We start from the raw sequence: 25,723 nt of genomic DNA on the forward strand, positions 1-25,723 counted from the left end.
GCGACCACCCGGCCCCCGGCCACCCTGGTCGCGGACCGGGGCGGACCCGGCGCTCCGTGCCCGATCTGTGATCGAAAACTCTGTCCGGCCGCCCCCGGGCGCTGCTAGCGTTCGGCAGCTCACCGTCTTTCCGGGGGGATTTCGACGCCCATGACCGCACCCGCACCGGGCGCTGACGGCCGGTCGGACCGGCCTCGGACGGCCGCGCACTACTCCGTCGCACCGGAGCCGGAGACCCCCGGGGGCTACGTCGCCCCGGGCATGCCCGGCACGCCGGTGGCCGGTTACCGACCCGCCCCCGCGACCGGGCCCGCCCCGCGCCGCCGGGCCGGGCGCACCGCCGTCGCGATCGCCCTCGCCGTCGCCGCGATGCTGGCCGGCGCGCTGGCGTACGGGCTCGCGCCGGCCCGCGCGGCGACCACCGTCGGCTGGCTGGCCATCGCCCCGGCCGCCGCCGTCGCCTGGCCGCTCGGCCGGCTCGGCGGGCGGGGCCGCGCCCTGCCGCCGCTGGGCGCGCTGCTCGCGGCCGGCGCACTCTTCCTCGGCCAGCTGATCGGCCAGACCCGCCGCCTGCACGAGCTGGCCGGCGCCGCGTACGGCGAACTGCTCCGGGACGCCCTGCCCGTCTGGCGCGCGGACCGCCGCCCGCTGGACGCCGTCTTCTACGGCATCGCCGTGATCGGCGGCTTCCTGCTCACCCGCCGCGCGGCCACCCGGGACTGAACGCGGGAGGCCCCGCCGGATCGCGTCCGGCGGGGCCTCGTGTACGGGGGGCGGCTCAGCGGTGGTGGAGCGCCGGGTTGACCGTCACCTCGACCCGCTGGAACTCCTTGAGCTCCGTGTAGCCGGTGGTGGCCATCGCGCGGCGCAGCGCGCCGAACAGGTTCATGGTGCCGTCGGGGGTGTGCGACGGGCCGGTGAGGATCTCCTCGGTGGTGCCGACGGTGCCGAGGTTCACCCGCTTGCCGCGCGGCAGCTCCTCGTGGACGGCCTCCATGCCCCAGTGGAAGCCCTTGCCCGGGGCGTCGGTGGCACGGGCCAGCGCCGCACCGATCATCACCGCGTCGGCGCCGCAGGCGACGGCCTTGGGGATGTCGCCGCTGTAGCCGACACCGCCGTCCGCGATCACGTGCACGTAGCGGCCGCCGGACTCGTCCATGTAGTCGCGGCGGGCGGCGGCGACGTCGGCGACGGCGCTGGCCATCGGCACCTGGATGCCGAGCACGTTGCGGGTGGTGTGGGCGGCGCCGCCGCCGAAGCCGACCAGCACGCCGGCCGCACCGGTGCGCATCAGGTGCAGCGCGGCGGTGTAGGTGGCGCAGCCGCCGACGATGACCGGGACGTCCAGCTCGTAGATGAACTGCTTGAGGTTGAGCGGCTCGGCGCCGCTGGAGACGTGCTCCGCGGAGACGGTGGTGCCGCGGATGACGAAGACGTCGACGCCGGCGTCCACGACGGCCTTGGAGAACTCGGCGGTGCGCTGCGGGGAGAGCGCGGCGGCGGTGACCACGCCGGAGTCGCGGACCTCCTGGATCCGCTGCTTGATCAGCTCGGCCCGGATCGGCGCGGCGTAGATCTCCTGCAGGCGGCGGGTGGCGGCGGCCTCGTCGGTGAACGTGGCGATCTCGTCCAGCAGCGGCTGCGGGTCCTCGTAGCGGGTCCAGAGGCCTTCCAGGTTGAGCACGCCCAGACCGCCGAGGCGGCCGATGGCGATGGCCTGCTGCGGGGAGACCACGCTGTCCATCGGGGCGGCCAGGAACGGCAGCTCGAAGCGGTAGGCGTCGATCTGCCAGGCGATCGAGACCTCCTTCGGGTCCCGGGTGCGGCGGCTGGGGACGACGGCGATGTCGTCGAATGCGTACGCCCGGCGGCCGCGCTTACCTCGCCCGATCTCGATCTCAGTCACTTCGTTCGAGCCCTTCTGGTTTGTTGCTCATACCCGCCGGGTCACCCCGGCCGCCCCCAGTATCCCGCACCTGGTGTGACTCGCGCGCTCGCCTCCGGGGACTGGGACCGCCACCCGCGGTCCCCGCTCCGCGGACCGCCCGCGGACACGCGCGAGGGGCCCGCGGCTGCGGGCCCCTCAGTGTCCGACGTGTCAGCGGCTGGTGTAGTTCGGCGCCTCGACGGTCATCTGGATGTCGTGCGGGTGGCTCTCCTTGAGGCCCGCCGAGGTGATCCGGACGAACCGGCCCTTGCTCTCCATCTCGGCCACGGTGGCCGCGCCGACGTAGCCCATGGTCTGCCGCAGCCCGCCGACCAGCTGGTACAGCACGGCGGAGAGCGGGCCGCGGTAGGGCACCTGACCCTCGATGCCCTCGGCGATCAGCTTCTCGTCCGAGGTGACCTCGCCCTGGAAGTACCGGTCCTTGGAGAAGGACCTCGCCTGCCCGCGGGACTGCATCGCACCCAGCGAGCCCATGCCGCGGTAGGACTTGAACTGCTTGCCGTTGATGAACAGCAGCTCGCCCGGGGACTCCTCGCAACCGGCCAGCAGCGAGCCCAGCATCACGGTGTCGGCACCGGCGGCGAGCGCCTTGCCGATGTCGCCGGAGTACTGCAGGCCGCCGTCGCCGATCACCGGCACGCCGGCCGCCTGGCACGCGAGCGCGGCCTCGTAGATGGCGGTGACCTGCGGGACGCCGATGCCGGCGACCACGCGGGTGGTGCAGATGGAGCCGGGGCCGACACCGACCTTGACGCCGTCCACGCCGGCGTCGATCAGCGCCTGGGCGCCGTCGCGGGTGGCGACGTTGCCGCCGACCACGTCGATGCCGACGGCGGCCTTGATCTTGGCGATCCAGGCCAGCGCGTTGTGGCTGTGGCCGTGCGAGGTGTCCACGACCAGGAAGTCCGCGCCCGCCTCGACCAGGGCCTGGGCCCGGTCGAACGCCTCGGCGCTGGCGCCGACGGCGGCGCCGACCAGCAGCCGGCCCTCCGCGTCCTTGGCGGCGTTCGGGTACTTCTCGGCCTTGACGAAGTCCTTGACGGTGATCAGGCCCTTGATCCGGCCCTCGTCGTCCACCAGCGGGAGCTTCTCGATCTTGTGGCGACGCAGCAGCCCGATCGCGTCCTCGCCGGAGATGCCGACCTTGCCGGTGATCAGCGGCATCGGGGTCATGATCTCGCGGACCTGACGGCTGCGGTCAGACTCGAAGGCCATGTCACGGTTGGTGACGATGCCGAGCAGCTTGCCCGCCTCGTCCGCGATCGGCACGCCGCTGATCCGGAACTTGGCACAGAGCGCGTCCGCCTCGGCCAGGGTGGTCTCCGGGCCGACCGTGATCGGGTCGGTGACCATGCCGGACTCGGAGCGCTTCACCAGGTCGACCTGGTTGGCCTGGTCCTCGACCGAGAGGTTGCGGTGCAGGACGCCGACGCCGCCCTGGCGGGCCATCGCGATCGCCATCCGCGCCTCGGTGACCTTGTCCATCGCCGCGGACAGCAGCGGGATGTTGACGCGCACGTTCCGGGAGACCCGCGAGGAGGTGTCGACCTGGTTCGGCAGCACCTCGGAGGCCCCGGGCAACAGCAGCACGTCGTCGTACGTGAGCCCGAGCATCGCGAACTTCTCGGGTACGCCTGCGGCGTTGTAGGACATTTGGGGGTACCTTCCGTGGCCGGCCTAATCCGCTCGCGCCCTGAGGGTGGGGGCGCACTCCATCGCTCACTCGCTCAGGCCGCCGAAAGCTCGGTGCCATTGGAGGAACCTCCAGGGAAACCCCGCTCGCACCCACGGAACTTTGGCGACCCGCCCAGGCGCCGATACCCCATGGTACTGGCACCGCGAATGTGTCCTCGTGTGCCCTTGACAACACCCACCGCCCGTGGACCATTCCAGCCCCCACCAGGGCGGACGATCAGGAGGACTCCTCCGCGAGCGCCCGCAGCCGGCTGAGCGCCCGGTGCTGGGCGACCCGGACCGCGCCGGGCGACATCCCGAGCACCTCTCCGGTCTCCTCCGCCGACAGCCCGGCGGCCACCCGCAGCAGCACCAGCTCGCGCTGACGCGCCGGCAGGTTGGAGAGCAGCTCCTTGGCCCAGGCCGCGTCACTGCTGAGCAGCGCCCGCTCCTCGGGGCCGAGCGCCTCGTCCGGCACCTCCGGCAGGTCGTCCTGCGGGACGACCGTCGAGCCGGGACCGCGCATCGCGGCCCGCTGCAGATCGGCGATCTTGTGCGCGGCGATGCCGTAGACGAAGGCCTCGAACGGGCGGCCCTGGTCCCGGTAGCGCGGCAGCGCGCAGAGCACCGCGACGCAGACCTCCTGGGCGACGTCGTCCACGTGGTGCCGGGCCCCGCCCGGCAGCCGGACCAGCCGGCCCCGGCAGTAGCGGAGCGCCAGCGGGTGCACGTAGGCGAGCAGTGCGTCGATCGCCGGGCCCTCGCCCCGGACGGCAGCCGCGACCAGCTCGCCGACCAGCGGGGAGCCGCCGGTGCCGAGCACCGGGGCCCGACCGGAGCCCGGCCCGTCGGAGCCGTGCTCGGGGCCCTGCCCGGGCTCGCCGTCACCGAGATCCGCGTACGACTGATCGCGACCCGGTCCGGAGGGCTCGGCCTCCACCGGGTCAGCCTCGCCGGAAGTACCGGCAACGTCGTCACGCATCGGTCCATGGTGCCTGGTCGAACGGGAAAACGCGGCACCGCGTCCGGAGTTGTGCACCGGAACGTTATGCGGTGCGGCGCCGGGCACCGCGCCGCCGCGCACCACCGGCCCCTCCTGCACCGTGCCGCCTCCCGCCCCGCCGCCGTCGGTGGTCCCGTCCGTCGCGCCGTTCGCCGAGTGTCCCGCGGCTCCGTGGTTCGCCGCAGTGCCTGTCCGCTGGTCCCCGAGGTGCTCCACACCTCCATGGTGCAACCTCGGGACCGTAACGTCATACGCCCCTGCGAAGGGAACCGCGACCAGCGCGCCGCGGCCGGCGGAACCGGCGGTGGTCAGCGGACCAGGCCCCACCGGAAGCCCAGGGCCACCGCGTGCGCGCGGTCCGAGGCGCCGAGCTTCTTGAACAGCCGTCGGGCGTGGGTCTTCACGGTGTCCTCGGAGAGGAAGAGCTCGCGGCCGATCTCGGCGTTGCTGCGGCCGTGGCTCATGCCCTCCAGCACCTGGATCTCACGCGCCGTCAGCGTCGGCGCGGCGCCCATGTCGGGGCTGCGCAGCCGGCGCGGGGCGAGCCGCCAGGTCGGGTCGGCGAGGGCCTGGGTGACGGTGGCCCGCAGCTCGGCGCGCGAGGCGTCCTTGTGCAGGTACCCGCGGGCGCCGGCGGCCACCGCGAGGGCGACGCCGTCGAGGTCCTCCGCCACGGTGAGCATGATGATCCGCGCGCCCGGGTCGGCGGACAGCAGCCGCCGGACCGTCTCGACCCCGCCGAGGCCGGGCATCCGGACGTCCATCAGAACGAGATCGGAGCGGTCGGCCACCCAGCGGCGGAGGACCTCCTCCCCGTTCGTCGCGGTGGTGACCCGGTCGACGCCGGGTACGGTCGCGACCGCGCGGCGAAGCGCCTCGCGGGCGAGCGGGGAATCGTCGCAAACGAGAACGGAAGTCATGACCGTCGTCCTCCGCAGCTGATCCGCGTCACGTTGAGCCTCCTGGCTGGTACGAATCTCTCCGACACGGCCGATTGGCGACGGACTCCGTACCGATCGCCCGAACTTCCCGCGATCGTTCCCGACGTCCGGCGCCCGCTAACCGCCTCCGCACTTCCAACGACCGTCACTCGAATGAGTTACGGCTTTCAGGGCCATCTCCACCACTGTACGTGGCCGACCCGTTACCGATCAGCCACCTCGCGGTGCACACGCCGCACTTTTGTGCAGCTCGTGCGCGGTGGGCGCACGACCCGCACGCCGGTGCGGGGCGTCGTGCGCCCGTCGACCACCCGATTGCCACGTCTGCGCCCGCCGAACTCCATGCCCACTTTGCCCGTTTTTATAGCTTTTGTATGGTCATTGACTGTTGTGCCACTCTGTGGGTGACTTGTCCATGGAGTTGCCGTAAGTCATATTTCCAGGTGTCCACATCAGCGCATCGAAGCCTCGCCGTGCCGCGCAGCCCAGCCCGCCGATGGCCGGTCCGCGGCCGCCGAGCCTCTGAAGGGAATGAGCCATGGCAGATTTCTCCCGCCTCCCCGGCCCCAACGCCGATCTCTGGGACTGGCAGCTCTCCGCGGCCTGCCGCGGCGTGGACAGCTCGCTCTTCTTCCACCCCGAGGGGGAGCGCGGCGCCGCGCGCAGCTCGCGCGAGGCGAGCGCCAAGGAGGTCTGCATGCGCTGCCCGGTACGCACCGAATGCGCGGCGCACGCACTGGCGGTCCGTGAACCGTACGGCGTCTGGGGAGGCCTCACCGAGGACGAGCGCGAGGAGATGATGGGCCGCTCGCGCAACCGCCTGGTGGAGGTCCCGCTGGTCGCACCGACGGGGCTGTCGCGCTAGACACGCACCCGTTCCGCGCCATGAAGAAACGTTTCTTCACAGCGCCCGGGGCCGCCGGTCCGCCCGCCCGAGGGCCCGGTCAGCGCCCGGCCGCCGCACCCGCCAGCCGCTCCAGCATCAGCGCCACCGCCGGCACCTCGGCGAGGTCCGGCAGGGTCAGCGCGACCACCTGCCGCACCGCCGGCGCCCCCGAGGCGGTCCGCACCGCCACCTCCGACACGCCGTCGGGGCGCACCGACTCCAGCGCCAGCCCCGGCAGCACCGCCACCCCGAGCCCGGCCGCCACCAGGCCGACCACCGCCGGGTAGTCGTCGGTCGCGAAGTCGATCCGGGGCTCGAAGCCCGCTCCCGCGCAGAGCTCCACCAGGTGCCCCCGGCACTGCGGGCAGCCGGCGATCCACTGCTCCCCCGCCAGCTCGGCGAGCTCCACCGGTCCGCGCCCGCCGCCGCGCCCCGCCAGCGGGTGCGCGGCGGGCAGCAGGCCGACCAGCGGGTCGTCCAGCAGCGGGGTGACCACCAGATCGGACCAGTCGGTGGTGGCGCTGAGCTGCTGGGCCTCCAGGTTGGCCTCGGCCCGGGCCTCGCGCGGCGTGCCGTGCGCGGGGGCGGGCGCCGGGGCGCCGCCGGGCGCCTGCGGATAGCGGAAGGCCAGCGCGATCTCGCACTCGCCGCCGCGCAGCATCGCCAGCGACTCCGGCGGCTCGGCCTCGACCAGCGACACGCGCACCCCCGGATGGCTGTCCCGCAGCCGGGCGACGGCCGGCGGCACCAGGGTGGAGCTCGCGGTCGGGAAGGAGACCAGCCGCACCCGCCCGGCCCGCAGTCCGGCGATCGCAGCGACCTCCTCCTCGGCCGCGGAGAGCCCGGCCAGGATTCCGGTGGCGTGCTTGAGCAGCACCCGCCCGGCCTCGCTCAGCTGCATGCCGCGCCCCGAACGGACCACCAGCGGGGTGTCCACGGACTTCTCCAGGGCCTTCATCTGCTGGCTGATGGCGGGCTGCGTACAGCCCAGTTCACGGGCGGCGGCGGAGAAGGAGCCGGTGCGGGCGACAGCACGCAGTACGCGCAGATGGCGGGCCTCGATCATGCCTCAGTTATAAGGCAATCTTTGCGTTATGCAAAATTCAACTGATAGTTGAAGAGTGAAACGCGCGGACACGCCGCAGGCCCGGCCCGTACCCCCGAGGGGCGCGGACCGGGCCTGCGGTCACTGATCAGGCGTCAGTGGGAGTGGCCGTGACCACCGTGCGAGTGGCCGTTGTCGGCCTCCTCTTCCTTCTTCTCCACCACGAGGGTCTCGGTGGTGAGCAGCAGGGAGGCGATCGACGCGGCGTTCTCCAGCGCGGAGCGGGTGACCTTGACCGGGTCGATGACGCCGGCCTTCAGCAGGTCGCCGTACTCACCGGTGGCGGCGTTGAAGCCGTGACCGGCCTCCAGCTCGGCGACCTTGTGGGTGATGACGTAACCCTCGAGGCCGGCGTTCTGGGCGATCCAGCGCAGCGGCTCGGCGAGCGCCTTGCGGACGACCGCGACACCGGTCGCCTCGTCGCCCTCCAGGCCCAGGCCGCCCTCCAGCACCTTGGCGGCGTGGACGAGGGAGGCGCCACCACCGGCGACGATGCCCTCCTCGACCGCGGCACGGGTCGCCGAGATGGCGTCCTCCAGGCGGTGCTTGCGCTCCTTCAGCTCCACCTCGGTGGCGGCGCCGACCTTGATGACGCAGACGCCGCCGGCCAGCTTGGCCAGGCGCTCCTGCAGCTTCTCGCGGTCCCAGTCGGAGTCCGTGTTGGCGATCTCGCCCTTGATCTGGGCGACGCGGCCGGCCACGGCCTCGCTGTCACCGGCACCGTCGACGACGGTGGTCTCGTCCTTGGTGATGGTCACGCGGCGGGCGGTGCCCAGCACGTCCAGACCGGCCTGGTCGAGCTTGAGGCCGACCTCCTCGGAGATGACGGTGGCACCGGTCAGGGTGGCCAGGTCGCCCAGGATCGCCTTGCGGCGGTCACCGAAGCCCGGGGCCTTGACGGCGACCGCGTTGAAGGTGCCGCGGATCTTGTTCACCACGAGGGTGGACAGCGCCTCGCCGTCGACGTCCTCGGCGATGATCAGCAGCGGCTTCGAGGCACCGCCCTGCAGGATCTTCTCCAGCAGCGGCAGCAGCTCCTGGATGGAGGAGATCTTGCCCTGGTTGATCAGGATGTACGGGTCCTCCAGGACCGCCTCCTGCCGCTCCGCGTCGGTGACGAAGTACGGCGACAGGTAGCCCTTGTCGAACTGCATGCCCTCGGTGAAGTCCAGCTCCACACCGAAGGTGTTGGACTCCTCGACGGTGATGACACCGTCCTTGCCGACCTTGTCGATCGCCTCGGCGATCAGCTCGCCGACCTGGGTGTCCTGCGCGGAGAGGGACGCGACGGCGGCGACGTCGTCCTTGCCCTCGATCTCGCGGGCGATGGAGAGCAGGTGCTCGGAGACGGCGGCGACGGCCTTGTCGATGCCCTTCTTCAGGGCGGCCGGGCCGGCACCGGCGGCGACGTTGCGCAGACCCTCGTTGACCAGGGCCTGGGCCAGCACGGTGGCGGTCGTGGTGCCGTCACCCGCGACGTCGTTGGTCTTGGTGGCGACCTCCTTGACGAGCTGCGCGCCAAGGTTCTCGTACGGGTCGTCCAGCTCGACCTCACGCGCGATGGTGACGCCGTCGTTGGTGATCGTCGGGGCACCGAACTTCTTGTCGATGACGACGTTGCGGCCCTTGGGGCCGATGGTCACCTTGACGGTGTCGGCCAGCTTGTTGACACCGCGCTCCAGCGAGCGGCGGGCGTCCTCGTCGAACTGCAGGATCTTCGCCATGTTCCCTATTCCCTCGGGGCTGCGGCCGGCACGCCGGCCACCGGACTTACGTGAACCAACAACCACGCCCCGGGCCCCTGTCACTGGGACACGGATCCGGGGCGGGCTGGAACGTCTTACTTCTCGGTGCTGCTTACTTCTCGATGATGGCGAGAACGTCGCGCGCCGAGAGGACGAGGTACTCCTCGCCCTGGTACTTCACCTCGGTGCCGCCGTACTTCGAGTACAGGACGATGTCACCGACGGCGACGTCGAGCGGCAGACGCTGGCCGTCCTCGAAGCGGCCCGGGCCGACAGCCAGGACGACGCCCTCCTGGGGCTTCTCCTTGGCGGTGTCCGGGATAACCAGGCCGGAGGCCGTGGTGGTCTCGGCGTCGAGCGGCTGGACCACAATGCGGTCCTCGAGCGGCTTGATGGCAACCTTGCTGCTGGTGGTCACGTCCGAGCTCCCCTTCGGAGATTACGGGGTTGTCTAACGGGTAGTGGCGAACCTGCGGGCCTGCCGTCGCGGGGGTCAGACACGCTTCTTCGCGTTAGCACTCTCCTGGTGGAGAGTGCCAAGGACGACCATAGGCCGCGGTTAGCACTCAGTCAACCAGAGTGCCAACGGCGCGCCCGAACGGTTCGGACGGCGGGTACCCGGCCGTACTGCTGTGCGATGCCGCGGCCGCCACCCGCCCGCTCCCCGCTCCGCCACCCGCCCGCTCCGGGCGGGCGGACGCCCCGACCGGGGAGAATGACCGGGTGGAGACCGAGAACCTGCAGCCCCTGCTGACCCCCGAGGGTCAGTCCCTGCTCGCCGAACTGCGCGAGTTCGCGCCCGAGGAGGAGCTCGCACTGGCGACCAGGCTGCGCCGGGAGCACTCGGCGGAACTGGTCTCGGCCGCGTTCTGGCAGGCCCGGCTGCGGCAGCGGGCGCGGGCGAAGTTCGGCGCGGACGCCGACCTGATGTACTTCACGCCCAACGGCGTCGAGCAGTCCACCCGGCGCAGCGTCGCCGAGTGGCGGGCCCGGCGCTTCGCCGACCTGGGCGTGCGCCGGCTGGCCGACCTCTGCTGCGGGATCGGCGGGGACGTCCTCGCGCTGGCCCGGGCCGGCATCGAGGTGCTCGCCGTCGACAAGGACCCGGCGGCCTGCGCGGCCACCGCCGCCAACGCCGCCGCGCTGGGCCTGGCGGACCTCGTCGAGGTGCGGTGCGCGGACGTCGCCGACGTCGACGTCACCGGCTACGACGCGGTCTTCACCGACCCGGCCCGCCGCACCGCGCGCGGCCGGGTGTTCGACCCCGAGGCGTACGCCCCGCCGCTCTCCTGGGCGATCGAGGCCGGCCGGCGCACCCCAATCGGCGCGCTCAAGGTGGCCCCGGGCATTCCGCACGAGGCCGTGCCGGCCGACGCGGAGGCCGAGTGGGTCTCCGACCACGGCGACGTCAAGGAGGCGGTGCTCTGGTTCGGCACCGGAGCCGCGCGCCCGCACCGCGCCACCCTGCTGCCGCACGGCGCCTCGCTGACCGGCGGCGACCTGCCCGACCCGCCGGCCGGGCCGGTCGGCCGCTACCTCTACGAGCCGGACGGCGCGGTGATCAGGGCCCACCTGGTCGCCGAGGTGGCCGGGCAGGTGCACGGCCGGCTGATCGACCCGAAGATCGCCTACATCACCTCGGACCGGTTGGTCGCCACCCCGTACGCGCACGCCTTCGAGCTGACCGACGTGCTGCCGTTCCACATCAAGAAGCTGAAGGCGCTGCTGCGCGAGCGGGCCGTCGGCACCGTGGTGATCAAGAAGCGCGGGATGGCGATCACCCCGGAGGACCTGCGCCGCCAGCTGAAGCCGAGCGGGCCGAACAGCGTCACGGTGATCCTCTGCCGCACCGACCACGGCCCGCTGATGATGCTCGGCCGGCCGGTGGCGCTCCCGTAGCGCCCGATCGGGTGCGCGGCCCGGTCAGGTGGCGGGCGCCTGGATGTAGTCCTCCAGCCGGGCCACCGCGAAACCCTGCTCCTGGATGCGGGCCAGCAGTTCCCCGAACATCTGCGTCATCGTCTCGCCCTTGAGGTCCTTCGGCCCCCGGAAGTGGGCGAGCACGATGTCGCCGGGCCGCAGCTTCTTGTCCGCCGCCTGGTACTGCATGTCGTGGATCTGCATCGACTCGCGCCAGAGCACGATCGCGCGCGGCCCGCACTGCTGCACCGAGGTGTTCAGCGCCGCGGTGCTGGCGCCGTCCCCGTACGGCGGGCGGAACAGCAACGGCGCGCTGCCGTACTGCTGGGTCAGCGCGGACTGGGCGTCGCAGATCTCGGACTTCTGCTTCTCCGGCGCGACCTTGCTCATCTGGGCGTGGTCCACGGTGTGGTTGTGGATGTGGTTGCCGAGCGCCTGGAGCGGCTTGAAGTAGCCGTAGTTCTCCTTGACGATGTCCCGGGTCAGGAACATCGAGATCGGCACCTTGAGGTCGGTCAGCATCTCGACGAACTTCGGGTCCTTCTCGGCGCCGTCGTCGATGGTGACGAAGACGACCTTGTCGGTGGTCCTCACCTCGCTGAACACCGGCACGGCACCGGTCCGTTCGAGCTTGACCGGCTTGTCCGCGGGCGCCGCGGGAGCGGGCGGCAACGGCTTGAGGTTCCACTTCGCCCAGGCCGCCGCGTCCCCGCCGGCGGGCGCCGCGGCCGGCGTCGGGCTCGCCGCGGGCGCCGTCCGCGGTGCGGTGGCCGCGGCCGCCGGCGTCGTGGCGGCCGTGGCCGCCGGCCCGGCGCCCGCACCGCCGCTGCCACAGCCGGTGGCGGCGGCCAGCAGGGCCAGCGCCCCCACCGCGTACGTCCTCGTCCTGCCCCGCCCGTGCCACTTCACCGCGCCGCGCTCCCCGGTACCGTCCAGCTGTTCCTCAGCTATGCACGGTAACGGTCAGCTGTTCGGTTCCAGGACGAGCTTGCGAACGGCTACTCCAGATGCTCGCTGACGAAGGACCAGCGGTGCACCGGACGGCCGATCAGCTCGGCGGGCGGCTCGGCGAGCGCCACCGGCTCCGCCGTCCACCAGGTGATCAGCAGCACGCGCTCGCCCGGCGCACCGAACAGCTCGGTGCGGACCAGGCCGGCCGAGCCGCGCAGCGCGGGCAGCGCGACCTCGCGGACCCAGCCGGACAGCTCGGCGCCGCGGCCGTCGGCGGCCCGCGCCTCCCACATCACGGCGGTGGTGGTCACCGCCCGCCGCCCAGTGCCTGGTACGCCTGGCCGTGCACGTCCGTGTGCGGGACGTGGACCTCGGTGACGGGCAGCGAGGAGTCGGCCGAGAGGTCGAAGGCCGAGGGCGCGCGGTCGCGCCAGACCATCTCGGACCCCAGCGCGGCGACCATCGCGCCGTTGTCGGTGCACAGGCCCGGACGCGGCACCCGCAGCCGGATGCCCGCCTTGTCGCAGCGCTGCTGGGCCATCTCGCGCAGCCGCGAGTTGGCCGCCACCCCGCCGCCGATCATCAGGTGGTCGACGCCGTTGTCCTTGCAGGCCCTGACCGCCTTGCGGGTCAGCACGTCGGTGACCGCCTCCTGGAACGAGGCCGCCACATCGGCGATCGGCACCTCCTCGCCGGCCCGGCGCCTGGCCTCCACCCAGCGGGCGACGGCGGTCTTCAGGCCGGAGAACGAGAAGTCGTACGCCGGGTCCTTCGGGCCGCTCAGACCGCGCGGGAAGGCGATCGCCTTGCGGTCGCCCTCGCGGGCGGTGCGGTCGACCACCGGGCCGCCGGGGAAGCCCAGGCCGAGCACCCGGGCGACCTTGTCGAAGGCCTCGCCGGCCGCGTCGTCGATGGTCGCGCCGAGCGGACGGACGTCGCTGGTGATGTCCTCGCTGAGCAGCAGCGAGGAGTGCCCGCCGGAGACCAGCAGGGCCATCGTCGGCGAGGGCAGGCGGCCGTGCTCCAACTGGTCCACGCAGATGTGCGAGGCCAGGTGGTTGACGCCGTAGAGCGGCTTGTCCAGCGCCCAGGCGTAGGCCTTGGCGGCGCTCACGCCGACCAGCAGCGCACCCGCCAGGCCCGGGCCGGCGGTGACGGCGATGCCGTCCAGGTCACTCGCCTTGATGCCGGCGGTGTCCAGCGCGCGCTGGATGGTCGGGACCATCGCCTCCAGGTGCGCGCGGCTGGCGATCTCGGGCACCACACCGCCGAACCGGGCGTGGTCGTTGACGCTGGAGGCCACCGCGTCGGCGAGCAGGGTGGTGCCGCGCACGATGCCGACGCCGGTCTCGTCGCAGGAGGTCTCGATGCCGAGGACGAGCGGTTCGTCAGCCATGGCGGTCTTCCTTCGGGTCCTTCGGGTCAGTACTGGGGTTGTCGAGACTGGGGTTGTCGAGGCGCATCACCAGCGCGTCGATGCCGGCCGGCTGGTAGTAGTTGCGCCGGATGCCGACCGGTTCGAAGCCGAAGCGCTCGTAGAGCCGCTGGGCGCGCGGGTTGTCCACCCGCACCTCCAGCAGCAGCTCGGCGCAGTCGCGCCGGGCGGCCTCCCGGATCAGGTCGGTGAGCAGCGCCGCGCCGAGGCCGGTGCCCTGGTGCCGCCGGTCGACGGCGATGGTCTGCACGTCGCCCTCGCCGGCCACCGCCATCAGCCCGGCGTAACCGACGATCGCGCCGTCGGCGGCGGTGGCGACCGTGTAGTGGCGGGTGCCACCGGGGTGGGCCTCGGCCAGCTCGGACCAGTACATCCCGGTGGACCAGGCGTCCTCGGGGAAGAGCTCCAGCTCCAGCTCCATCACCGGGGCGATGTCCCACCAGCGCATCGGGCGCAGGGCGGCGCCGCCGTTCGGGCCGGTCACGCCGTTCGGGCCGTTCGGGCCGGTCACGCCGGGAGCACCGCCTTGTAGCCGGCGGGCACCTGGGCGTCCGGGCGGCGCAGGTAGAGCGGCACGTTGGGCAGCAGCTCACGGCCGGCGGCCAGCTCGGCGGCCGCGAAGTCGGCCAGCGCGCCGGCCGAGACGTGCTCCGGCCCGTGCGCGCCCGGGAACGCCTCCGGGTACAGCAGCGCGCCGGCGCCGACGGCCCGCGGCTGCGGTGCCAGCTCGGCCGGGCGGTCCACGGCGGGGCCCTCGGTGCGGCGGCCGTCCGCGTCGTACGAGGCCCAGTAGACCTCCTTGCGCCGCGCGTCGGTCGCCACCGTGAACGGCTGCCCGGCGAGGCCCTCGGCGCGGGCCCGGTGGGCGATCGCGTCCAGGGTGCAGACGCCGTGCACCGGTACGCCCAGCGCGTGGCCGAGCGCGGCGGCGGTCACCAGACCGACCCGCAGACCCGTGTAGGGGCCGGGGCCGACACCCACCGCGATGCCGGTCAGCCGGTGCTTGTCGACGCCGGCCTCCCGCAGCACCCGGTCGATGGCGGGAAGGAGCAGCTCACCGTGGCGCCTGGCGTCGACCTGGTCGGTCTCGGCCAGGACGGCCGCGCCGTCGTGGACGGCGGCGGTGACGGCGGGGGTGGCGGTGTCGAACGCGAGCAGCAGCACGGGTCAAGGTTAGACCGGTCGGAGCCGTGGCCCACTGCCGGTCTTGGTCCGCCCGATCGACAAGGCGTCCGGGTTCGGAACACACGTCCTACGTGGTGCGGGTGCGGGCGAGTGGACCTGGCACGATGGGGCCGACGGATTTCGGGACGGCGGTGGGAGCGACACGTGGCGAAGATGGGTCCTGGAGTGGTGGTCACCGGGCTGACCCTGGGGGCCCTGGCGGTGGTGAGCCTGCTGGCCTTCCAGGCCAACGGCGCTCAGGACCGCGCGGGAGCCACCCGGCCGAGCGTGAGCACGACCGCCTCGTCGAGCGGGCCGTCCGCCTCGGCCACCCCGACCGCTTCGGCCACCCCGACCGTCCCGACACTGCCGGCCAGCTCGGGCAGCGGGCTGCGGGTCGTCTACTCGATCGGCGGTCACTACGTCTGGCTGGTCGATCCCAGGAAGAACCCGCAGGTGGTGGCCGCCTTCGCGGTCACCCCGGGCTCGGTGGAGCCGACCCCCGGCAGCTACCCGGTGTACAGCCGGACGCCCACCACCACCGGCACGGACGGCCGGCAGATCGAGCACGTGGTGCGCTTCGCCCAGCAGAACGGCGTGGTGTTCGGCTTCAGCGCGGCGGTGGACGGTGCCACCCCGACCGCCGACCCGAAGGCCAAGACCGGCGGCATCCGCAGCGGTCGACCCGAGGGTCAGCTGATCTGGGACTTCGCGCCGAACGGCACCAAGGTCGTCGTGGTCGCCTGAGGACGCGGACCTGGGGGGCGCGGCTTCCGGGCGCGTCCCGCTCAGGTGCGTGCGGTTCAGGTGTGCGCGGTTCGGGTGTGTGCGGGCCGGCCCCGGCGTCAGGCCGCGTGGCGGGTTTCGGCCACGGGCTCGGCGGGCGTCGCGCTCTCACGCCGCTCCGGCGGGGTGGAAACCGCCTCCGCGGCCGCACAGGCGGCCAGCAGGGCACGCATCGACCCGCCCTGAACGCTGCGGGCGGGCTCTCCGGCTCCGGTACCGCGCGGCGCGCGCTCCGGGGCGGGGGTGGTGCTCGACATGGCGCCTCCCTAGTTAGGCAGACCTAACCGCAGCGCCCATCCCATCACGCCCGGCACCCCGCCCGCAACACTTTCCCGACAGTCTGTCGGCATCGGTCGGCTCAGGCCAGCGCGGCCAGCTCCACCCCGGTCCAGCGCGGGCCGATCCCGGTCAGCAGCACCTGGCGCGGGTCCAGGTCGTCCCCGTCCGCCGCGCCGCCGATGGCACGCTCGATCCGAACCTCCAGCCGGTCCTCGGCGAGCCGCTCGACCTTGCCCTCGCCCCACTCGACCACCACCACCGACTCCGGCAGCGAGACGTCCAGGTCGAGGTCCTCCATCTCGTCCAGGTCCCCGCCCAGCCGGTACGCGTCCACGTGCACCAGTGCCGGGCCGCCGACCAGCGACGGGTGCACCCGGGCGATCACGAAGGTCGGCGAGGTGACCGCCCCGCGCACCTGGAGACCCTCCCCCAGGCCCCGGGTGAGCGTGGTCTTGCCCGCCCCGAGCTCGCCCGAGAGCAGCACCAGGTCCCCCGGCCGCAGCAACGCGGCCAGCTCCCGGCCGAGCCGGCCCATCCGCTCGGGAGTGGCGACGGTGAGAGTGGCGTGCGAGCCCATGCGCGTTTCAAGCCCTTCGGTCCGTACTGCGGCGCACCGACCGCCGGGCGCCTCCGCTACCGTGCCACATCCCCGCCCGCCCGTGCGCCGGGCCCGGCCCGGCCCGCAGGGCCCGGCTCTGCCGCCCCGACCGGCCGCCCGAGCCGGGCCCCGCTCCCGGACAGTTCCCAGGACAGCGCCGCGGTCCTCCTTCCGGCCCGTCACGCGGCCGGGCCCGCAGTGCCGTCACACACCAGTGGCCCGGGCCCTCTGCGCGAGGACCCGGGCCACCGGGCGGCTACTCCAACGCCCCCACCGAGGGCGGCAGCGGCGCCGCGCCGCGGTAGTCGACCGCCTGCTTGAGCAGGGCGGCCAGGCGCTGGTCGACGAGGTCGGGGCGTTCCAGCATCACCAGGTGCCCGGCGTCCTCCACCAGGAGCAGCTCGGCGCCGGGCAGTTGTTCGGCCATCGCCTCGCTGTGCGCGGGCGGGGTCAGCAGGTCCTTGGTACCGGCGAGCACCAGGGTGGGGATGCCCCGCAGGGCCGCCAGCGCGGCGGTCTTCTCGTGCGCGCCGAAGACCGGGTAGAACTCGGCCACCACGTCGATCGGGGTGGCGTCCAGCAGCTGTTCGGCGAACCGGACCACGCCCGGGTCGACGTCCTTCCCCCCGAAGGAGAACTTCCGGTAGAAGACGGCGCTGACGTCCGCGCCCAGTCGCCTGGTCGCCTCCACCAGCTCGACCTGACGGCCGAGCAGCTTCATCACCCCGGGCGCGACCTTCTTGAACAGCTTGGCGCCGACCGCCGGCAGACCGAGCGTCACGGCCTCCCAGTCCCCCGCCAGCGTGCCGATCAGCGCGACCCCGGCGACCCGCTCCCGGAACAGCTCCGGGTCCTGGTCGGCCAGCGCCATCACCGTCATGCCGCCCATCGAGTGGCCGACCAGGACGAGCGGACCGGTCGGCGCGACGGCCTCGATCACGGCCCTGAGGTCCCCGCCCAGCTGGTCGATGCTCGCGGGCTCACCGGCCAGGTACGAGCGGGAGCGCTCGGACCGGCCGTGGCTGCGCTGGTCCCAGAAGACCAGCCGCATGCCCTCGCGCAGCGCGGCCCGCTGGAAGTGCCAGCTGTCCTGGTTGAGGCAGTAGCCGTGGCAGAAGATCACGGTCAGCGGCTCGCGTCGGTCGACGGCGGCGGCTGCGGGGCCGAGGCCCGAGCGTCGCCCGGCCCGCACCAGCGCGCCGGAGCCGCCCAGCAGGCCGGGCAGGCCGCTCCGGTCGACCGGCTCCTCGCCGCCCCCGGCGCCGTCCCCCGCGCCGTCCCCCCGGCGGCGGACGAACCAGCCGCGGCGGCCGGGGCCGGCACCGGTTTCGCCGTCCGTCCCGTCCTCACCGCGCACCGGGGCTTCGGGGCGCCCCCGGACGGGCTCGGGCCAACCGGTGCCGTCCAGCTCGACGTACAGCTCGGTGCCGTCCGCGGCGGCCACCGTGCACGGACGCCCGCGCAACGAGCCGTACGGGGCGTTGGCGTCCAGCTCCGCGCGGGCCCGGCGACGGGTCGCCCGGCCGACGGTCAGTCGCTCGATCGCCACGCCGGCGGCCGCACCGGCCGCGACCACGCCGACCGAGATGCCGATCAGGCCGGCCCGGCTCACTCCGGAGGCCGCACCCGCCGCCTTGGCCACCGCCGCGACCGGCCCGGAGCCGGCCTCCTCGCTCATGCGGCCGGGCCCTCGGCGACTGCACCGAGGTAGCGGCGCGGCACCCGGGCACCGATCCGGGTCACGATCTCGTAGGAGATGGTGCCGCAGGCCCGGCCCCAGTCCTCGGCGGTCGGCTCGCCCTGCTCGCCGTTGCCGAACAGCAGCACCTCGTCACCGACCGCGGGGGTGTCCCCACCGAGGTCGACGACGAACTGGTCCATCGCGACCCGGCCGGCCACCGTGCGCCACTTGCCCGCGATCTGCACCGGGCCGGTGCCGCTGGCGTGCCGGGGGACGCCGTCGCTGTAGCCGACCGGGACCAGGCCCAGGGTGGTCGGGCCCGGCGTGGTGTAGTGGTGGCCGTAGCTGACGCCGTGCCCACCGGGGACGTGCTTGACCAGTGCCAGGCGGGCGGTCAGCGCCATCACCGGGCGCAGCCCGAAGTCGGCCGGCGAGCCGACCTCCGGGACGGGCGAGAGCCCGTACATCGCCAGACCGGTACGGACCATGTCGTAGTGCGACTGCGGGAGCAGCAGGGTGGCCGGCGAGTTGGCGAGGTGGCGGACCGCAGGGCGCAGCCCGGCCGCCTCGGCATACGCGAGCGCCTCGCGGAACGCGTCCAGCTGGGCCTGGATGGAGGGGTGGCCCGGCTCGTCGGCCGCCGCGAAGTGCGACCAGACGCCGACCACCGCGAGCAGGCCCTCGGACTCGGCACGGCGGGCCGCGGCGACCAGCTCGGGCCAGTCGTGCGGCTGGCAGCCGTTGCGGCCGAGGCCGGTGTCGGCCTTCAGGTGCACCCGGGCCGGGACGCCGGTCGCCCGGACGGCGGCGAGCAGCTCGTCCAGTGCCCACTGGGCGCTGACGGAGACGTCGACGTCGGCGAGCAGCGCCTCGCGCCAGGGGCCGCCCGGTGTCCAGAGCCAGCAGAGGATGCGGGCCTGGTCGGGGCGGATCCCGGCGGCGCGCAGGGCCAGCGCCTCCTGCGGGAGCGCCGTGCCCAGCCACCCGATGCCTGCGGCGACCGCCTCGCGGGCACAGCGGACCGCGCCGTGGCCGTAGGCGTCCGCCTTGACCGTGGCCATCACCGTGGCGGCGCCGACGCGCTCGCGCAGCGCGGCGAGGTTGCCGCGCAGGGCGGCCAGATCGATGGTCGCCTCGGCCCGTACGCCGTCGGTGAGGGTGGCCGTGCCGGTCGTGTTCGCAGTTGTCATCAGGGTCAGTCTCCCAGACGTCTCATGGTCCTCGCCGAACGGCCCGTCGGCGCGGCGGACCGGCGCCCACCCGCCGACCAGCCCGTACACCCCACCACCTCGTCCCGGACGCCCCCGAAGCACCACCGGTTCCCGGGAGCGGAAGGGAGGAGAGGAGGAGGGGGTGGAGGGGAGGAGGAGGGGACGGGGCAAAGGAGCGGGCGCAACGCGCGAAGCACACCGGCCGGCCGAACCGCCCTCTGCCCGATGCCCGCGCCCGTGCCCGTGCCCGCACGAGAAGTCGCCCCAGCCGACTTCCCACTCCCGCGCCCGCTACCGCCCCGAGACCCGCCCGGCATCCAACCCAACCGAATATGTAGACCGGTCTACCTCTCAACCCAGCTCGCAGCACCCCCGAGCACCGCTCCGGCATCGGCCCTCAACACCGCCCCGCACGAGAAGTCGGCCCACCCGACTTCCCACTCCACCAGGCGAAGACCCGCCGCCAACCCCCTCCCCACCGGGCGCATCCGGGCGATGAATATGTAGACCGGTCTACCTCTTCAGCCGTCCCCACCCGCCACCCCGCACAGGAAGTCGACCCATCCGACTTCCCAGTCCCGCCCCACCATCTCCCCGCGACCCGCCCGCCACCCCGCCCGCGAAATATGTAGACCGGTCTACAGTCCGGCCCCCAACCCGCAGCACCGCCCCCTGCACCGCCTTGCGCGAGAAGTCGACCCACCCGACTGCCCACTCCACCCAATCGGGCCCACCCCCACACTATGTAGACCGGTCGGTCTATTCCTCCGCAACAACCTCCGCTGAAGCCCGCACATCGCGCCAGACCGCCGGCAGGGCGGCAGCCACCTGCAGCGCCGTGACCGGAGCACCCGCCACACCCACCGCACCCGCACCCGCACCCGCACCCGCCACTGCACCCGCACCCGCCGCGTGGCGGCCGGCCAGGCCGTGCAGGTAGGCGGCCACCGAGGCAGCGTCCAGCACGGGCAGCCCCGTGGCCAGCAGGGAGCCGGCGAGCCCGGCGAGCACGTCGCCGCTCCCGGCCGTCGCCAGCCACGACGTCCCGGTCGGATTGACCCGCACCGCGCCCCCCGGGTCGGCGATCACCGTGGTGGAGCCCTTCAGCAGCACCGTCGCCCGATACGCGACAGCGAGCCGGCGCGCGGTGGCCAGCCGGGCGGCGGCCAGGTCGTCGGCGGCCGGCGGTGCACTGCCCCCCGCCCCCGCCAGCAGCCGGGCCGCCTCCCCGGTGTGCGGGGTGAGCAGCGTGGGCGCGGTCCGCCCGGCCAGGGCCTGCGGGCCGAGCCGGCCCAGTTCGGTGAGCCCGTCCGCGTCCACCAGGACGGGCACGTCGCTCGCCAGCGCCTCGCCGAGCGCCTGCCGGGCCCCCTCCCCGCCGCCCGGGCCGACCACCCAGGCCTGCACCCGCCCGGCTCCGGCCGGCCCGCCCTCGGTGACCAGGGCCTCCGGGAACCGTCGCACCACCTCCTCGGCCGCCGTGCCGACGTACCGCACCGCGCCCGCCCCGCCGTGCAGCGCGCCGGCGACCGCCAGCAGGGCCGCCCCCGGGTACGTCGCCGAGCCGGCCGCCACCCCGACCACGCCGCGCCGGTACTTGTCGCTCTCCGTTCCCGGGACCGGCAGCAGCGCCGCCACCTCGGCGTGCTGCAGGGCCTCCACCTCGGCCGGCGGCAGGTCCAGCCCGATCCCCACCAGCTGCACCGCACCGGCGTACGAGGCGCCCGGGTCGATCAGCAGCCCCGGCTTGTACGTGCCGAAGCAGACCGTGACGTCCGCCCGTAGCGCCGGACCCGTCACCTCGCCGGTGTCGGCGTCCACCCCGCTGGGCACGTCCACCGCCACCACCACGCCGCGCCGCCCGGCCCGCGCGTACGGCTCCGCCTCCGGGCGCAGCCCGCCCCGCCCGCCGATCCCGACGATGCCGTCCAGCACCAGGTCGGCGCGCGAGAAGTCGGCCATGCCGACTTCCTGTTCCAGCACCACCCGGCCGCGCGCCGCCCGCAGCGCCGCCAGCCCGTCCGCGTGGGCGCGCCCGGGCGCGAGCAGCACCGCCGTCACCCGCGCGCCGCGCCGGGCCAGCGCCGCGCCGGCGTACAGCGCGTCACCCCCGTTGTCACCGCTGCCCGCGAGCACCACGACCCGGCTGCCGTACACCCGGCCGCGACGGCGCGTCAGCAGTCGGGCGCAGGTGGCGGCGAGGCCTGCGGCGGCCCGTTGCATCAGGGTGCCCTCGGGCAGTCGGGCCATCAGTTCGGCCTCGGCGGCCCGGACCTGTTCGACACGGTGAGCGCGGCGCATGCAAAAGCCCTAACCCTCGGCGATGACTACCGCCGACGCTACGCCCGCATCGTGGCTGAGCGACACGTGCCACGAGACGACTCCCAGCTCCGCCGCCCGCGCGGCGACCGTCCCGCACACCCGCAGCACCGGCCGGCCCGAGTCGGCGCTCACCACCTCGGCGTCCCCCCAGCGCAACCCGCCCGGCGCGCCGAGCGCCTTGGCCAGCGCCTCCTTCGCCGCGAACCGCGCCGCCAACGAGGCCGCACCCCGCCGTTCCCCCGACGGCAAGCGCAGCTCCCCCGGCGTGAACAGTCGCTCCGCCAGCCCGGGCGTGCGCTCCAGCGCGGCCGCGAACCGGTCGATCCCTGCCACGTCGATCCCGACCCCGATGATCACGGGCTGCTCCTCCGACTTTGCGGGACACTTTCGAGTGACAACCACTTCGATCCCCCACCGGTGTCGGTCCGTACGCCTACCGTGTCGCCCACGAGGCAGGCAAGAGAGGGACCAGCAGGAGGGAGAAGGGCCATGGCCGCCATGCCGGCAATCGAGCACCCGCTGCCGCAGCAGGACGTACTCCAGGCATTCCTGGCGCTGGACACGCCGCCGGGCTTCAAGGCCGAGTTGATCGAAGGAGAGATCGTCGTGACGCCGCCGCCGGACGGATCGCACGAGACCGCGTTCTCGCTGCTCGCCAGGCAGTTCTTTCGCAAGGCCGCAGTCGACGTCGATCTCTCGCCCAACAAGGGGCTGATCACGCCGAGGGGCCGGTACATCCCGGACGGCACCGTCAGCCCGGTCGGGCACTTCGAGAACGCGGGTTCCTGGGCTCCGACGACAGGGGTCCTGCTCGTCTTCGAGGTGACGTCCACCAACCCGCACAAGGACCGCGGGCCCAAGCGCCACGGCTATGCCGCGGCGGGTATCCCCTGCTACCTGCTGGTCGACCGCGGCGAGGGCAAGGTGACGCTGTTCACCGCCCCACAGGGCGAGGACTACATCACCCGTAGCCAGGTCGAGTTCGGCAAGCCCCTCGACATCCCCGCCCCGTTCTCGTTCACGCTCGACACGGCGCCCCTGCGGTAGGACGCAGCCACCGCAGGGGCACCGGCCGGCCGGGGTACTACTCGACCGTGACCGACTTCGCCAGGTTGCGCGGCTGGTCGACCTCGTGGCCCTTGGCCGTGGCCAGCTCGCAGGCGAAGACCTGCAGCGGCACGGTGGAGACCAGCGGCTGCAGCAGGGTCGGCGTCACCGGGATGCGGATCAAGTGGTCCGCGTACGGGACGACCGCCTCGTCGCCCTCCTCCGCGATGACGATGGTGCGCGCACCGCGGGCCCGGATCTCCTGGATGTTGGAGACGATCTTGTCGTGCAGGATCGACCGCCCGCGCGGCGACGGCACGACCACCACGACCGGCAGCCCCTCCTCGATCAGCGCGATCGGCCCGTGCTTCAGCTCGCCCGCCGCGAAGCCCTCGGCGTGCATGTACGCCAGCTCCTTGAGCTTGAGCGCGCCCTCCAGGGCCACCGGGAAGCCGACGTGCCGGCCGAGGAACAGCACCGAGGTGGCGTCCGCCAGCGAGCGGGCCAGCTCACGCACCGGCTCCATGGTCTCCAGCACCTGCTCGACCTGCCGGGGCGCGTCGCCGAGCTCCTTGATGACGGCGAAGATCTCGTCGCCCCACTTGGTGCCGCGCACCTGGCCCAGGTAGAGCGCGACCAGGTAGCAGGCCACCAGCTGGGTCAGGAACGCCTTGGTGGAGGCGACCGCCACCTCCGGACCGGCGTGCGTGTAGAGCACCGCGTCCGACTCGCGCGGGATGGTCGAGCCGTTGGTGTTGCAGATCGCCAGCACCTTGGCGCCCTGCTCGCGCGCGTGCCGCAGCGCCATCAGGGTGTCCATGGTCTCGCCGGACTGCGAGATGGCGATGACCAGCGTGCCCGGGCCCATGATCGGGTCGCGGTAGCGGAACTCCGAGGCGACCTCGACCTCGCACGGGATCCGGGTCCAGTGCTCGATCGCGTACTTGGCGATCATGCCGGCGTGGAAGGCCGTGCCGCAGGCGACGATGACGACCTTGTCCACCGACCGCAGGTCGGCGTCGGAGATCCGCAGCTCGTCGAGGGTGAGCCGGCCGTCGGTGCCGATCCGGCCGAGGAGGGTGTCGGCGACGGCCTTCGGCTGCTCGGCGATCTCCTTGAGCATGAAGTAGTCGTAGCCGCCCTTCTCGGCGGCCGAGGCGTCCCAGTCGACGTGGTACTCGCGCACGTCCGCCGGGCTGCCGTCGAAGTTGGTCACCGTGACGCCTTCGCGGCGCAGCTCGACGACCTGGTCCTGCCCGAGCTCGATCGCCTCACGGGTGTGGGCGATGAACGCGGCCACGTCCGAGGCGAGGAAGTTCTCGCCCTCGCCGCGCCCGACCACCAGCGGCGAGTTGCGCCGCGCGCCGACCACGACGTCCGGCGCGTCGGCGTGCACGGCGACGAGGGTGAAGGCGCCGTCCAGCCGGCGGCAGACGATCCGCATGGCCTCCGCGAGGTCACCCTCGTACACCTCGGCCAGCAGGTGCGCGACGACCTCGGTGTCGGTCTCCGAGCGCAGCGTGTGGCCGCGCTCGGCCAGCTCCGCCCGCAGCTGGGCGAAGTTCTCGATGATGCCGTTGTGGACCACGGCCACCCGGACTGCGTCGTCCAGGTGAGGGTGGGCATTGGCGTCCGTCGGGCCGCCGTGGGTGGCCCAGCGGGTGTGACCGATGCCGGTGGTGCCGCCGGGAAGAGGGGTCTCGGCGAGCGACTTCTCCAGGTTGGCGAGCTTGCCGGCCCGCTTGTCGGTGGCCAGGCTCCACTGCCCGTCGGAGCCCTGCACCTGCACCGCGACACCGGCCGAGTCGTAGCCCCGGTACTCCAGTCGCTGCAGGCCTGCGATTACTACATCCAGAGCGGGCTGAGAGCCCACGTATCCAACGATTCCGCACATGCGTGCCAGCATAAGGGCGCCCAAGACGCCCCATTCGCACGCTTCGCCCACTGCGCGTGACCGACACCACAGCCACCGTGAACGCCGCTACGGCCCACAATGGAGCACGTGCTGACCGAACTCTGTACGCGGGGCGCCGCCACGCCCGGCCCGTCGCCGTCGCCCTACGTGGACCTCAGCCGGGCCGAGTGGAGCGCGCTGCGCGAGCGTACGCCGCTGCCGCTGACCGCTGAGGAGGTGGAACGGCTGCGCGGCCTCGGTACCGCCCTCGACCTGGACGAGGTCCGTGACGTCTACCTGCCGCTGTCCCGCCTGCTGAACCTCTACATCCACGCCACGCACGATCTGCGCGGCGCGCTGGGCACCTTCCTGGACACCCCGGACACCGAGCGCACCCGCACGCCGTTCATCATCGGCGTGGCCGGCTCGGTCGCCGTCGGCAAGTCCACCACCGCGCGCCTGCTGCAGGCGCTGCTGGCCCGCTGGCCCGAGCACCCCCGGGTCGAACTGGTCACCACCGACGGCTTCCTGCTGCCCAACGCCGAGCTGCGCCGGCGGGGCCTGATGGCCCGCAAGGGCTTCCCGGAGTCCTACGACCGCCGCGCGCTGATGCGCTTCGTGGCGGACGTGAAGGCCGGCAAGGAGCTCGTCACCGCCCCCGTCTACTCGCACCTGGTGTACGACATCGTGCCCGGCGAGCGGCTCACCGTGGAGCGCCCGGACATCCTCATCGTCGAGGGCCTGAACGTGCTCCAGCCGGCCCTGCCCGGCACGGACGGCCGGACCAGGCTCGCGGTGGCCGACTACTTCGACTTCTCGATCTACGTCGACGCCCGCACCGACGACATCGAGAGCTGGTACCTGGACCGCTTCCGCAAGCTGCGGCAGACCGCCTTCCAGGACCCGAACTCCTACTTCCGCCGCTTCACCGAGGTGCCGGAGGAGGAGGCGATGGAGTACGGCCGCCAGGTCTGGCGCACCATCAACAAGCCCAACCTGCTGGAGAACGTGCTGCCCACCCGGGGCCGCGCCACCCTGATCCTGCAGAAGGGCCAGGACCACAAGGTCCGCCGCGCGCTGCTGCGCAAACTCTGAACGCCCCGACACGCCGCAGGGCCCCCGCCGTACGAGAC

At 73.3% G+C, this 25,723-nt stretch carries 25 protein-coding genes; 6 read left to right on the forward strand and 19 right to left on the reverse strand.

The features are described from left to right. The first annotated feature begins 150 nt into the window (after positions 1-150). Positions 151-723 (forward strand): hypothetical protein, encoded by a 573-nt coding sequence (locus tag ACFVYI_RS24475; protein ID WP_387889137.1) that lies wholly within the window; start codon positions 151-153, stop codon positions 721-723. 55 nt (positions 724-778) lie between these two features. On the opposite strand, the gene ACFVYI_RS24480 is transcribed toward ACFVYI_RS24475, so the two are convergent. The 4 genes from ACFVYI_RS24480 to ACFVYI_RS24495 all read right to left on the reverse strand — a co-directional run bounded on the left by ACFVYI_RS24480 (position 779) and on the right by ACFVYI_RS24495 (position 5,545). Continuing rightward, positions 779-1,906: a GuaB3 family IMP dehydrogenase-related protein gene (locus ACFVYI_RS24480; RefSeq protein WP_360631547.1), complete on the reverse strand. Its 1,128-nt coding sequence runs from the start codon at positions 1,904-1,906 to the stop codon at positions 779-781. A 192-nt stretch (positions 1,907-2,098) separates the two neighbouring features. Next, on the reverse strand, positions 2,099-3,601 hold the full coding sequence (gene guaB / locus ACFVYI_RS24485; RefSeq protein WP_387889140.1) for an IMP dehydrogenase: 1,503 nt from the start codon (positions 3,599-3,601) through the stop codon (positions 2,099-2,101). Positions 3,602-3,860: 259 nt separating this feature from the next. After that, positions 3,861-4,445 (reverse strand): RNA polymerase sigma factor ShbA, encoded by a 585-nt coding sequence (gene shbA, locus ACFVYI_RS24490; RefSeq protein ID WP_387889239.1) that lies wholly within the window; start codon positions 4,443-4,445, stop codon positions 3,861-3,863. Between the two features lie 488 nt (positions 4,446-4,933). Beyond that, complete coding sequence (locus tag ACFVYI_RS24495) at positions 4,934-5,545, reverse strand: response regulator transcription factor (RefSeq protein WP_014136228.1); 612 nt, start codon at positions 5,543-5,545, stop codon at positions 4,934-4,936. Positions 5,546-6,104: 559 nt separating this feature from the next. Between ACFVYI_RS24495 and ACFVYI_RS24500 the strand changes: the two genes are divergently transcribed. Next, on the forward strand, positions 6,105-6,431 hold the full coding sequence (locus ACFVYI_RS24500; protein ID WP_360631553.1) for a WhiB family transcriptional regulator: 327 nt from the start codon (positions 6,105-6,107) through the stop codon (positions 6,429-6,431). Between the two features lie 79 nt (positions 6,432-6,510). Here ACFVYI_RS24500 and ACFVYI_RS24505 read toward each other — a convergent pair whose 3' ends face one another. The 3 genes from ACFVYI_RS24505 to groES form a co-directional block, all read right to left on the reverse strand. Continuing rightward, entirely contained in the window at positions 6,511-7,518 is a 1,008-nt protein-coding gene (locus ACFVYI_RS24505) for a LysR family transcriptional regulator (protein ID WP_387889141.1), read from the reverse strand. Between the two features lie 134 nt (positions 7,519-7,652). Then, positions 7,653-9,281 carry a chaperonin GroEL gene (gene groL / locus ACFVYI_RS24510; protein ID WP_387889144.1) on the reverse strand — a complete coding sequence of 543 codons (1,629 nt, stop codon included), beginning with the start codon at positions 9,279-9,281 and terminating at the stop codon, positions 7,653-7,655. 133 nt (positions 9,282-9,414) lie between these two features. Beyond that, positions 9,415-9,720, reverse strand: coding sequence for a co-chaperone GroES (groES, locus tag ACFVYI_RS24515; RefSeq protein WP_014136232.1), 306 nt, complete (start codon positions 9,718-9,720; stop codon positions 9,415-9,417). Between the two features lie 305 nt (positions 9,721-10,025). Between groES and ACFVYI_RS24520 the strand changes: the two genes are divergently transcribed. Further along, complete coding sequence (locus tag ACFVYI_RS24520; protein ID WP_387889145.1) at positions 10,026-11,201, forward strand: SAM-dependent methyltransferase; 1,176 nt, start codon at positions 10,026-10,028, stop codon at positions 11,199-11,201. Positions 11,202-11,225: 24 nt separating this feature from the next. On the opposite strand, the gene ACFVYI_RS24525 is transcribed toward ACFVYI_RS24520, so the two are convergent. From ACFVYI_RS24525 to tsaB, 5 genes are all read right to left on the reverse strand, one after another. Further along, positions 11,226-12,131, reverse strand: a complete 906-nt coding sequence (locus ACFVYI_RS24525) for a polysaccharide deacetylase family protein (RefSeq protein WP_387889147.1) — start codon at positions 12,129-12,131, stop codon at positions 11,226-11,228. Positions 12,132-12,220: 89 nt separating this feature from the next. Further along, positions 12,221-12,484 (reverse strand): hypothetical protein, encoded by a 264-nt coding sequence (locus ACFVYI_RS24530; protein ID WP_387889149.1) that lies wholly within the window; start codon positions 12,482-12,484, stop codon positions 12,221-12,223. Next, positions 12,481-13,569 carry a tRNA (adenosine(37)-N6)-threonylcarbamoyltransferase complex transferase subunit TsaD gene (gene tsaD, locus ACFVYI_RS24535; protein ID WP_387889152.1) on the reverse strand — a complete coding sequence of 363 codons (1,089 nt, stop codon included), beginning with the start codon at positions 13,567-13,569 and terminating at the stop codon, positions 12,481-12,483. The genes ACFVYI_RS24530 and tsaD overlap by 4 nt, the downstream gene beginning before the upstream one ends. Next, positions 13,562-14,056, reverse strand: a complete 495-nt coding sequence (gene rimI, locus ACFVYI_RS24540; RefSeq protein WP_387889241.1) for a ribosomal protein S18-alanine N-acetyltransferase — start codon at positions 14,054-14,056, stop codon at positions 13,562-13,564. The genes tsaD and rimI overlap by 8 nt, the downstream gene beginning before the upstream one ends. Before the next feature lie 59 nt (positions 14,057-14,115). After that, entirely contained in the window at positions 14,116-14,772 is a 657-nt protein-coding gene (tsaB, locus tag ACFVYI_RS24545; RefSeq protein ID WP_387889153.1) for a tRNA (adenosine(37)-N6)-threonylcarbamoyltransferase complex dimerization subunit type 1 TsaB, read from the reverse strand. A gap of 174 nt (positions 14,773-14,946) precedes the next feature. Between tsaB and ACFVYI_RS24550 the strand changes: the two genes are divergently transcribed. Continuing rightward, positions 14,947-15,519 carry a hypothetical protein gene (locus ACFVYI_RS24550; RefSeq protein WP_387889244.1) on the forward strand — a complete coding sequence of 191 codons (573 nt, stop codon included), beginning with the start codon at positions 14,947-14,949 and terminating at the stop codon, positions 15,517-15,519. Positions 15,520-15,617: 98 nt separating this feature from the next. On the opposite strand, the gene ACFVYI_RS24555 is transcribed toward ACFVYI_RS24550, so the two are convergent. The 6 genes from ACFVYI_RS24555 to ACFVYI_RS24580 all read right to left on the reverse strand — a co-directional run bounded on the left by ACFVYI_RS24555 (position 15,618) and on the right by ACFVYI_RS24580 (position 22,006). Further along, the gene (locus ACFVYI_RS24555) at positions 15,618-15,815 is read right to left on the reverse strand and encodes a hypothetical protein (protein WP_387889156.1); all 198 of its coding nucleotides are present in this window, start codon (positions 15,813-15,815) and stop codon (positions 15,618-15,620) included. Between the two features lie 101 nt (positions 15,816-15,916). Next, a complete protein-coding gene (tsaE, locus tag ACFVYI_RS24560) occupies positions 15,917-16,414 on the reverse strand; it encodes a tRNA (adenosine(37)-N6)-threonylcarbamoyltransferase complex ATPase subunit type 1 TsaE (protein WP_387889158.1) in 498 nt (165 codons plus the stop codon). 277 nt (positions 16,415-16,691) lie between these two features. Next, positions 16,692-18,113 carry an alpha/beta fold hydrolase gene (locus tag ACFVYI_RS24565; RefSeq protein WP_387889161.1) on the reverse strand — a complete coding sequence of 474 codons (1,422 nt, stop codon included), beginning with the start codon at positions 18,111-18,113 and terminating at the stop codon, positions 16,692-16,694. Next, positions 18,110-19,306 (reverse strand): alanine racemase, encoded by a 1,197-nt coding sequence (alr, locus tag ACFVYI_RS24570; protein ID WP_387889164.1) that lies wholly within the window; start codon positions 19,304-19,306, stop codon positions 18,110-18,112. The genes ACFVYI_RS24565 and alr overlap by 4 nt, the downstream gene beginning before the upstream one ends. A 780-nt stretch (positions 19,307-20,086) precedes the next feature. Further along, a complete protein-coding gene (locus ACFVYI_RS24575) occupies positions 20,087-21,628 on the reverse strand; it encodes an NAD(P)H-hydrate dehydratase (protein ID WP_387889166.1) in 1,542 nt (513 codons plus the stop codon). 9 nt (positions 21,629-21,637) lie between these two features. Continuing rightward, the gene (locus ACFVYI_RS24580; protein WP_387889168.1) at positions 21,638-22,006 is read right to left on the reverse strand and encodes a holo-ACP synthase; all 369 of its coding nucleotides are present in this window, start codon (positions 22,004-22,006) and stop codon (positions 21,638-21,640) included. A 141-nt stretch (positions 22,007-22,147) separates the two neighbouring features. On the opposite strand from ACFVYI_RS24580, the gene ACFVYI_RS24585 reads away from it, so the two are divergent. Continuing rightward, positions 22,148-22,696 carry a Uma2 family endonuclease gene (locus ACFVYI_RS24585; protein ID WP_387889246.1) on the forward strand — a complete coding sequence of 183 codons (549 nt, stop codon included), beginning with the start codon at positions 22,148-22,150 and terminating at the stop codon, positions 22,694-22,696. A 37-nt stretch (positions 22,697-22,733) separates the two neighbouring features. On the opposite strand, the gene glmS is transcribed toward ACFVYI_RS24585, so the two are convergent. Then, positions 22,734-24,590 carry a glutamine--fructose-6-phosphate transaminase (isomerizing) gene (gene glmS, locus ACFVYI_RS24590; RefSeq protein WP_387889171.1) on the reverse strand — a complete coding sequence of 619 codons (1,857 nt, stop codon included), beginning with the start codon at positions 24,588-24,590 and terminating at the stop codon, positions 22,734-22,736. A 99-nt stretch (positions 24,591-24,689) separates the two neighbouring features. Here glmS and coaA point away from each other — a divergent pair, with 99 nt between their 5' ends. Further along, the gene (coaA, locus tag ACFVYI_RS24595) at positions 24,690-25,685 is read left to right on the forward strand and encodes a type I pantothenate kinase (RefSeq protein ID WP_387889173.1); all 996 of its coding nucleotides are present in this window, start codon (positions 24,690-24,692) and stop codon (positions 25,683-25,685) included. The last annotated feature ends 38 nt before the right edge of the window (positions 25,686-25,723 follow it).

Source organism: Kitasatospora sp. NPDC058218 (assembly GCF_042882445.1).
In the GTDB taxonomy this organism is placed as follows: domain Bacteria; phylum Actinomycetota; class Actinomycetes; order Streptomycetales; family Streptomycetaceae; genus Kitasatospora.

Bases quoted from the DNA above. Each gene is read 5' to 3' on its own strand.
- ACFVYI_RS24475 (WP_387889137.1), top strand. From the start codon at position 151: ATGACCGCACCCGCACCGGGCGCTGACGGCCGGTCGGACCGGCCTCGG.
- guaB (WP_387889140.1), bottom strand. From the start codon at position 3,601: ATGTCCTACAACGCCGCAGGCGTACCCGAGAAGTTCGCGATGCTCGGG.
- ACFVYI_RS24495 (WP_014136228.1), bottom strand. From the start codon at position 5,545: ATGACTTCCGTTCTCGTTTGCGACGATTCCCCGCTCGCCCGCGAGGCG.
- ACFVYI_RS24500 (WP_360631553.1), top strand. From the start codon at position 6,105: ATGGCAGATTTCTCCCGCCTCCCCGGCCCCAACGCCGATCTCTGGGAC.
- ACFVYI_RS24505 (WP_387889141.1), bottom strand. From the start codon at position 7,518: ATGATCGAGGCCCGCCATCTGCGCGTACTGCGTGCTGTCGCCCGCACC.
- groL (WP_387889144.1), bottom strand. From the start codon at position 9,281: ATGGCGAAGATCCTGCAGTTCGACGAGGACGCCCGCCGCTCGCTGGAG.
- tsaD (WP_387889152.1), bottom strand. From the start codon at position 13,569: ATGGCTGACGAACCGCTCGTCCTCGGCATCGAGACCTCCTGCGACGAG.
- rimI (WP_387889241.1), bottom strand. From the start codon at position 14,056: ATGCGCTGGTGGGACATCGCCCCGGTGATGGAGCTGGAGCTGGAGCTC.
- ACFVYI_RS24550 (WP_387889244.1), top strand. From the start codon at position 14,947: ATGGGTCCTGGAGTGGTGGTCACCGGGCTGACCCTGGGGGCCCTGGCG.
- ACFVYI_RS24555 (WP_387889156.1), bottom strand. From the start codon at position 15,815: ATGTCGAGCACCACCCCCGCCCCGGAGCGCGCGCCGCGCGGTACCGGA.
- tsaE (WP_387889158.1), bottom strand. From the start codon at position 16,414: ATGGGCTCGCACGCCACTCTCACCGTCGCCACTCCCGAGCGGATGGGC.
- ACFVYI_RS24565 (WP_387889161.1), bottom strand. From the start codon at position 18,113: ATGAGCGAGGAGGCCGGCTCCGGGCCGGTCGCGGCGGTGGCCAAGGCG.
- alr (WP_387889164.1), bottom strand. From the start codon at position 19,306: ATGACAACTGCGAACACGACCGGCACGGCCACCCTCACCGACGGCGTA.
- ACFVYI_RS24575 (WP_387889166.1), bottom strand. From the start codon at position 21,628: ATGCGCCGCGCTCACCGTGTCGAACAGGTCCGGGCCGCCGAGGCCGAA.
- ACFVYI_RS24585 (WP_387889246.1), top strand. From the start codon at position 22,148: ATGCCGGCAATCGAGCACCCGCTGCCGCAGCAGGACGTACTCCAGGCA.
- glmS (WP_387889171.1), bottom strand. From the start codon at position 24,590: ATGTGCGGAATCGTTGGATACGTGGGCTCTCAGCCCGCTCTGGATGTA.
- coaA (WP_387889173.1), top strand. From the start codon at position 24,690: ATGGAGCACGTGCTGACCGAACTCTGTACGCGGGGCGCCGCCACGCCC.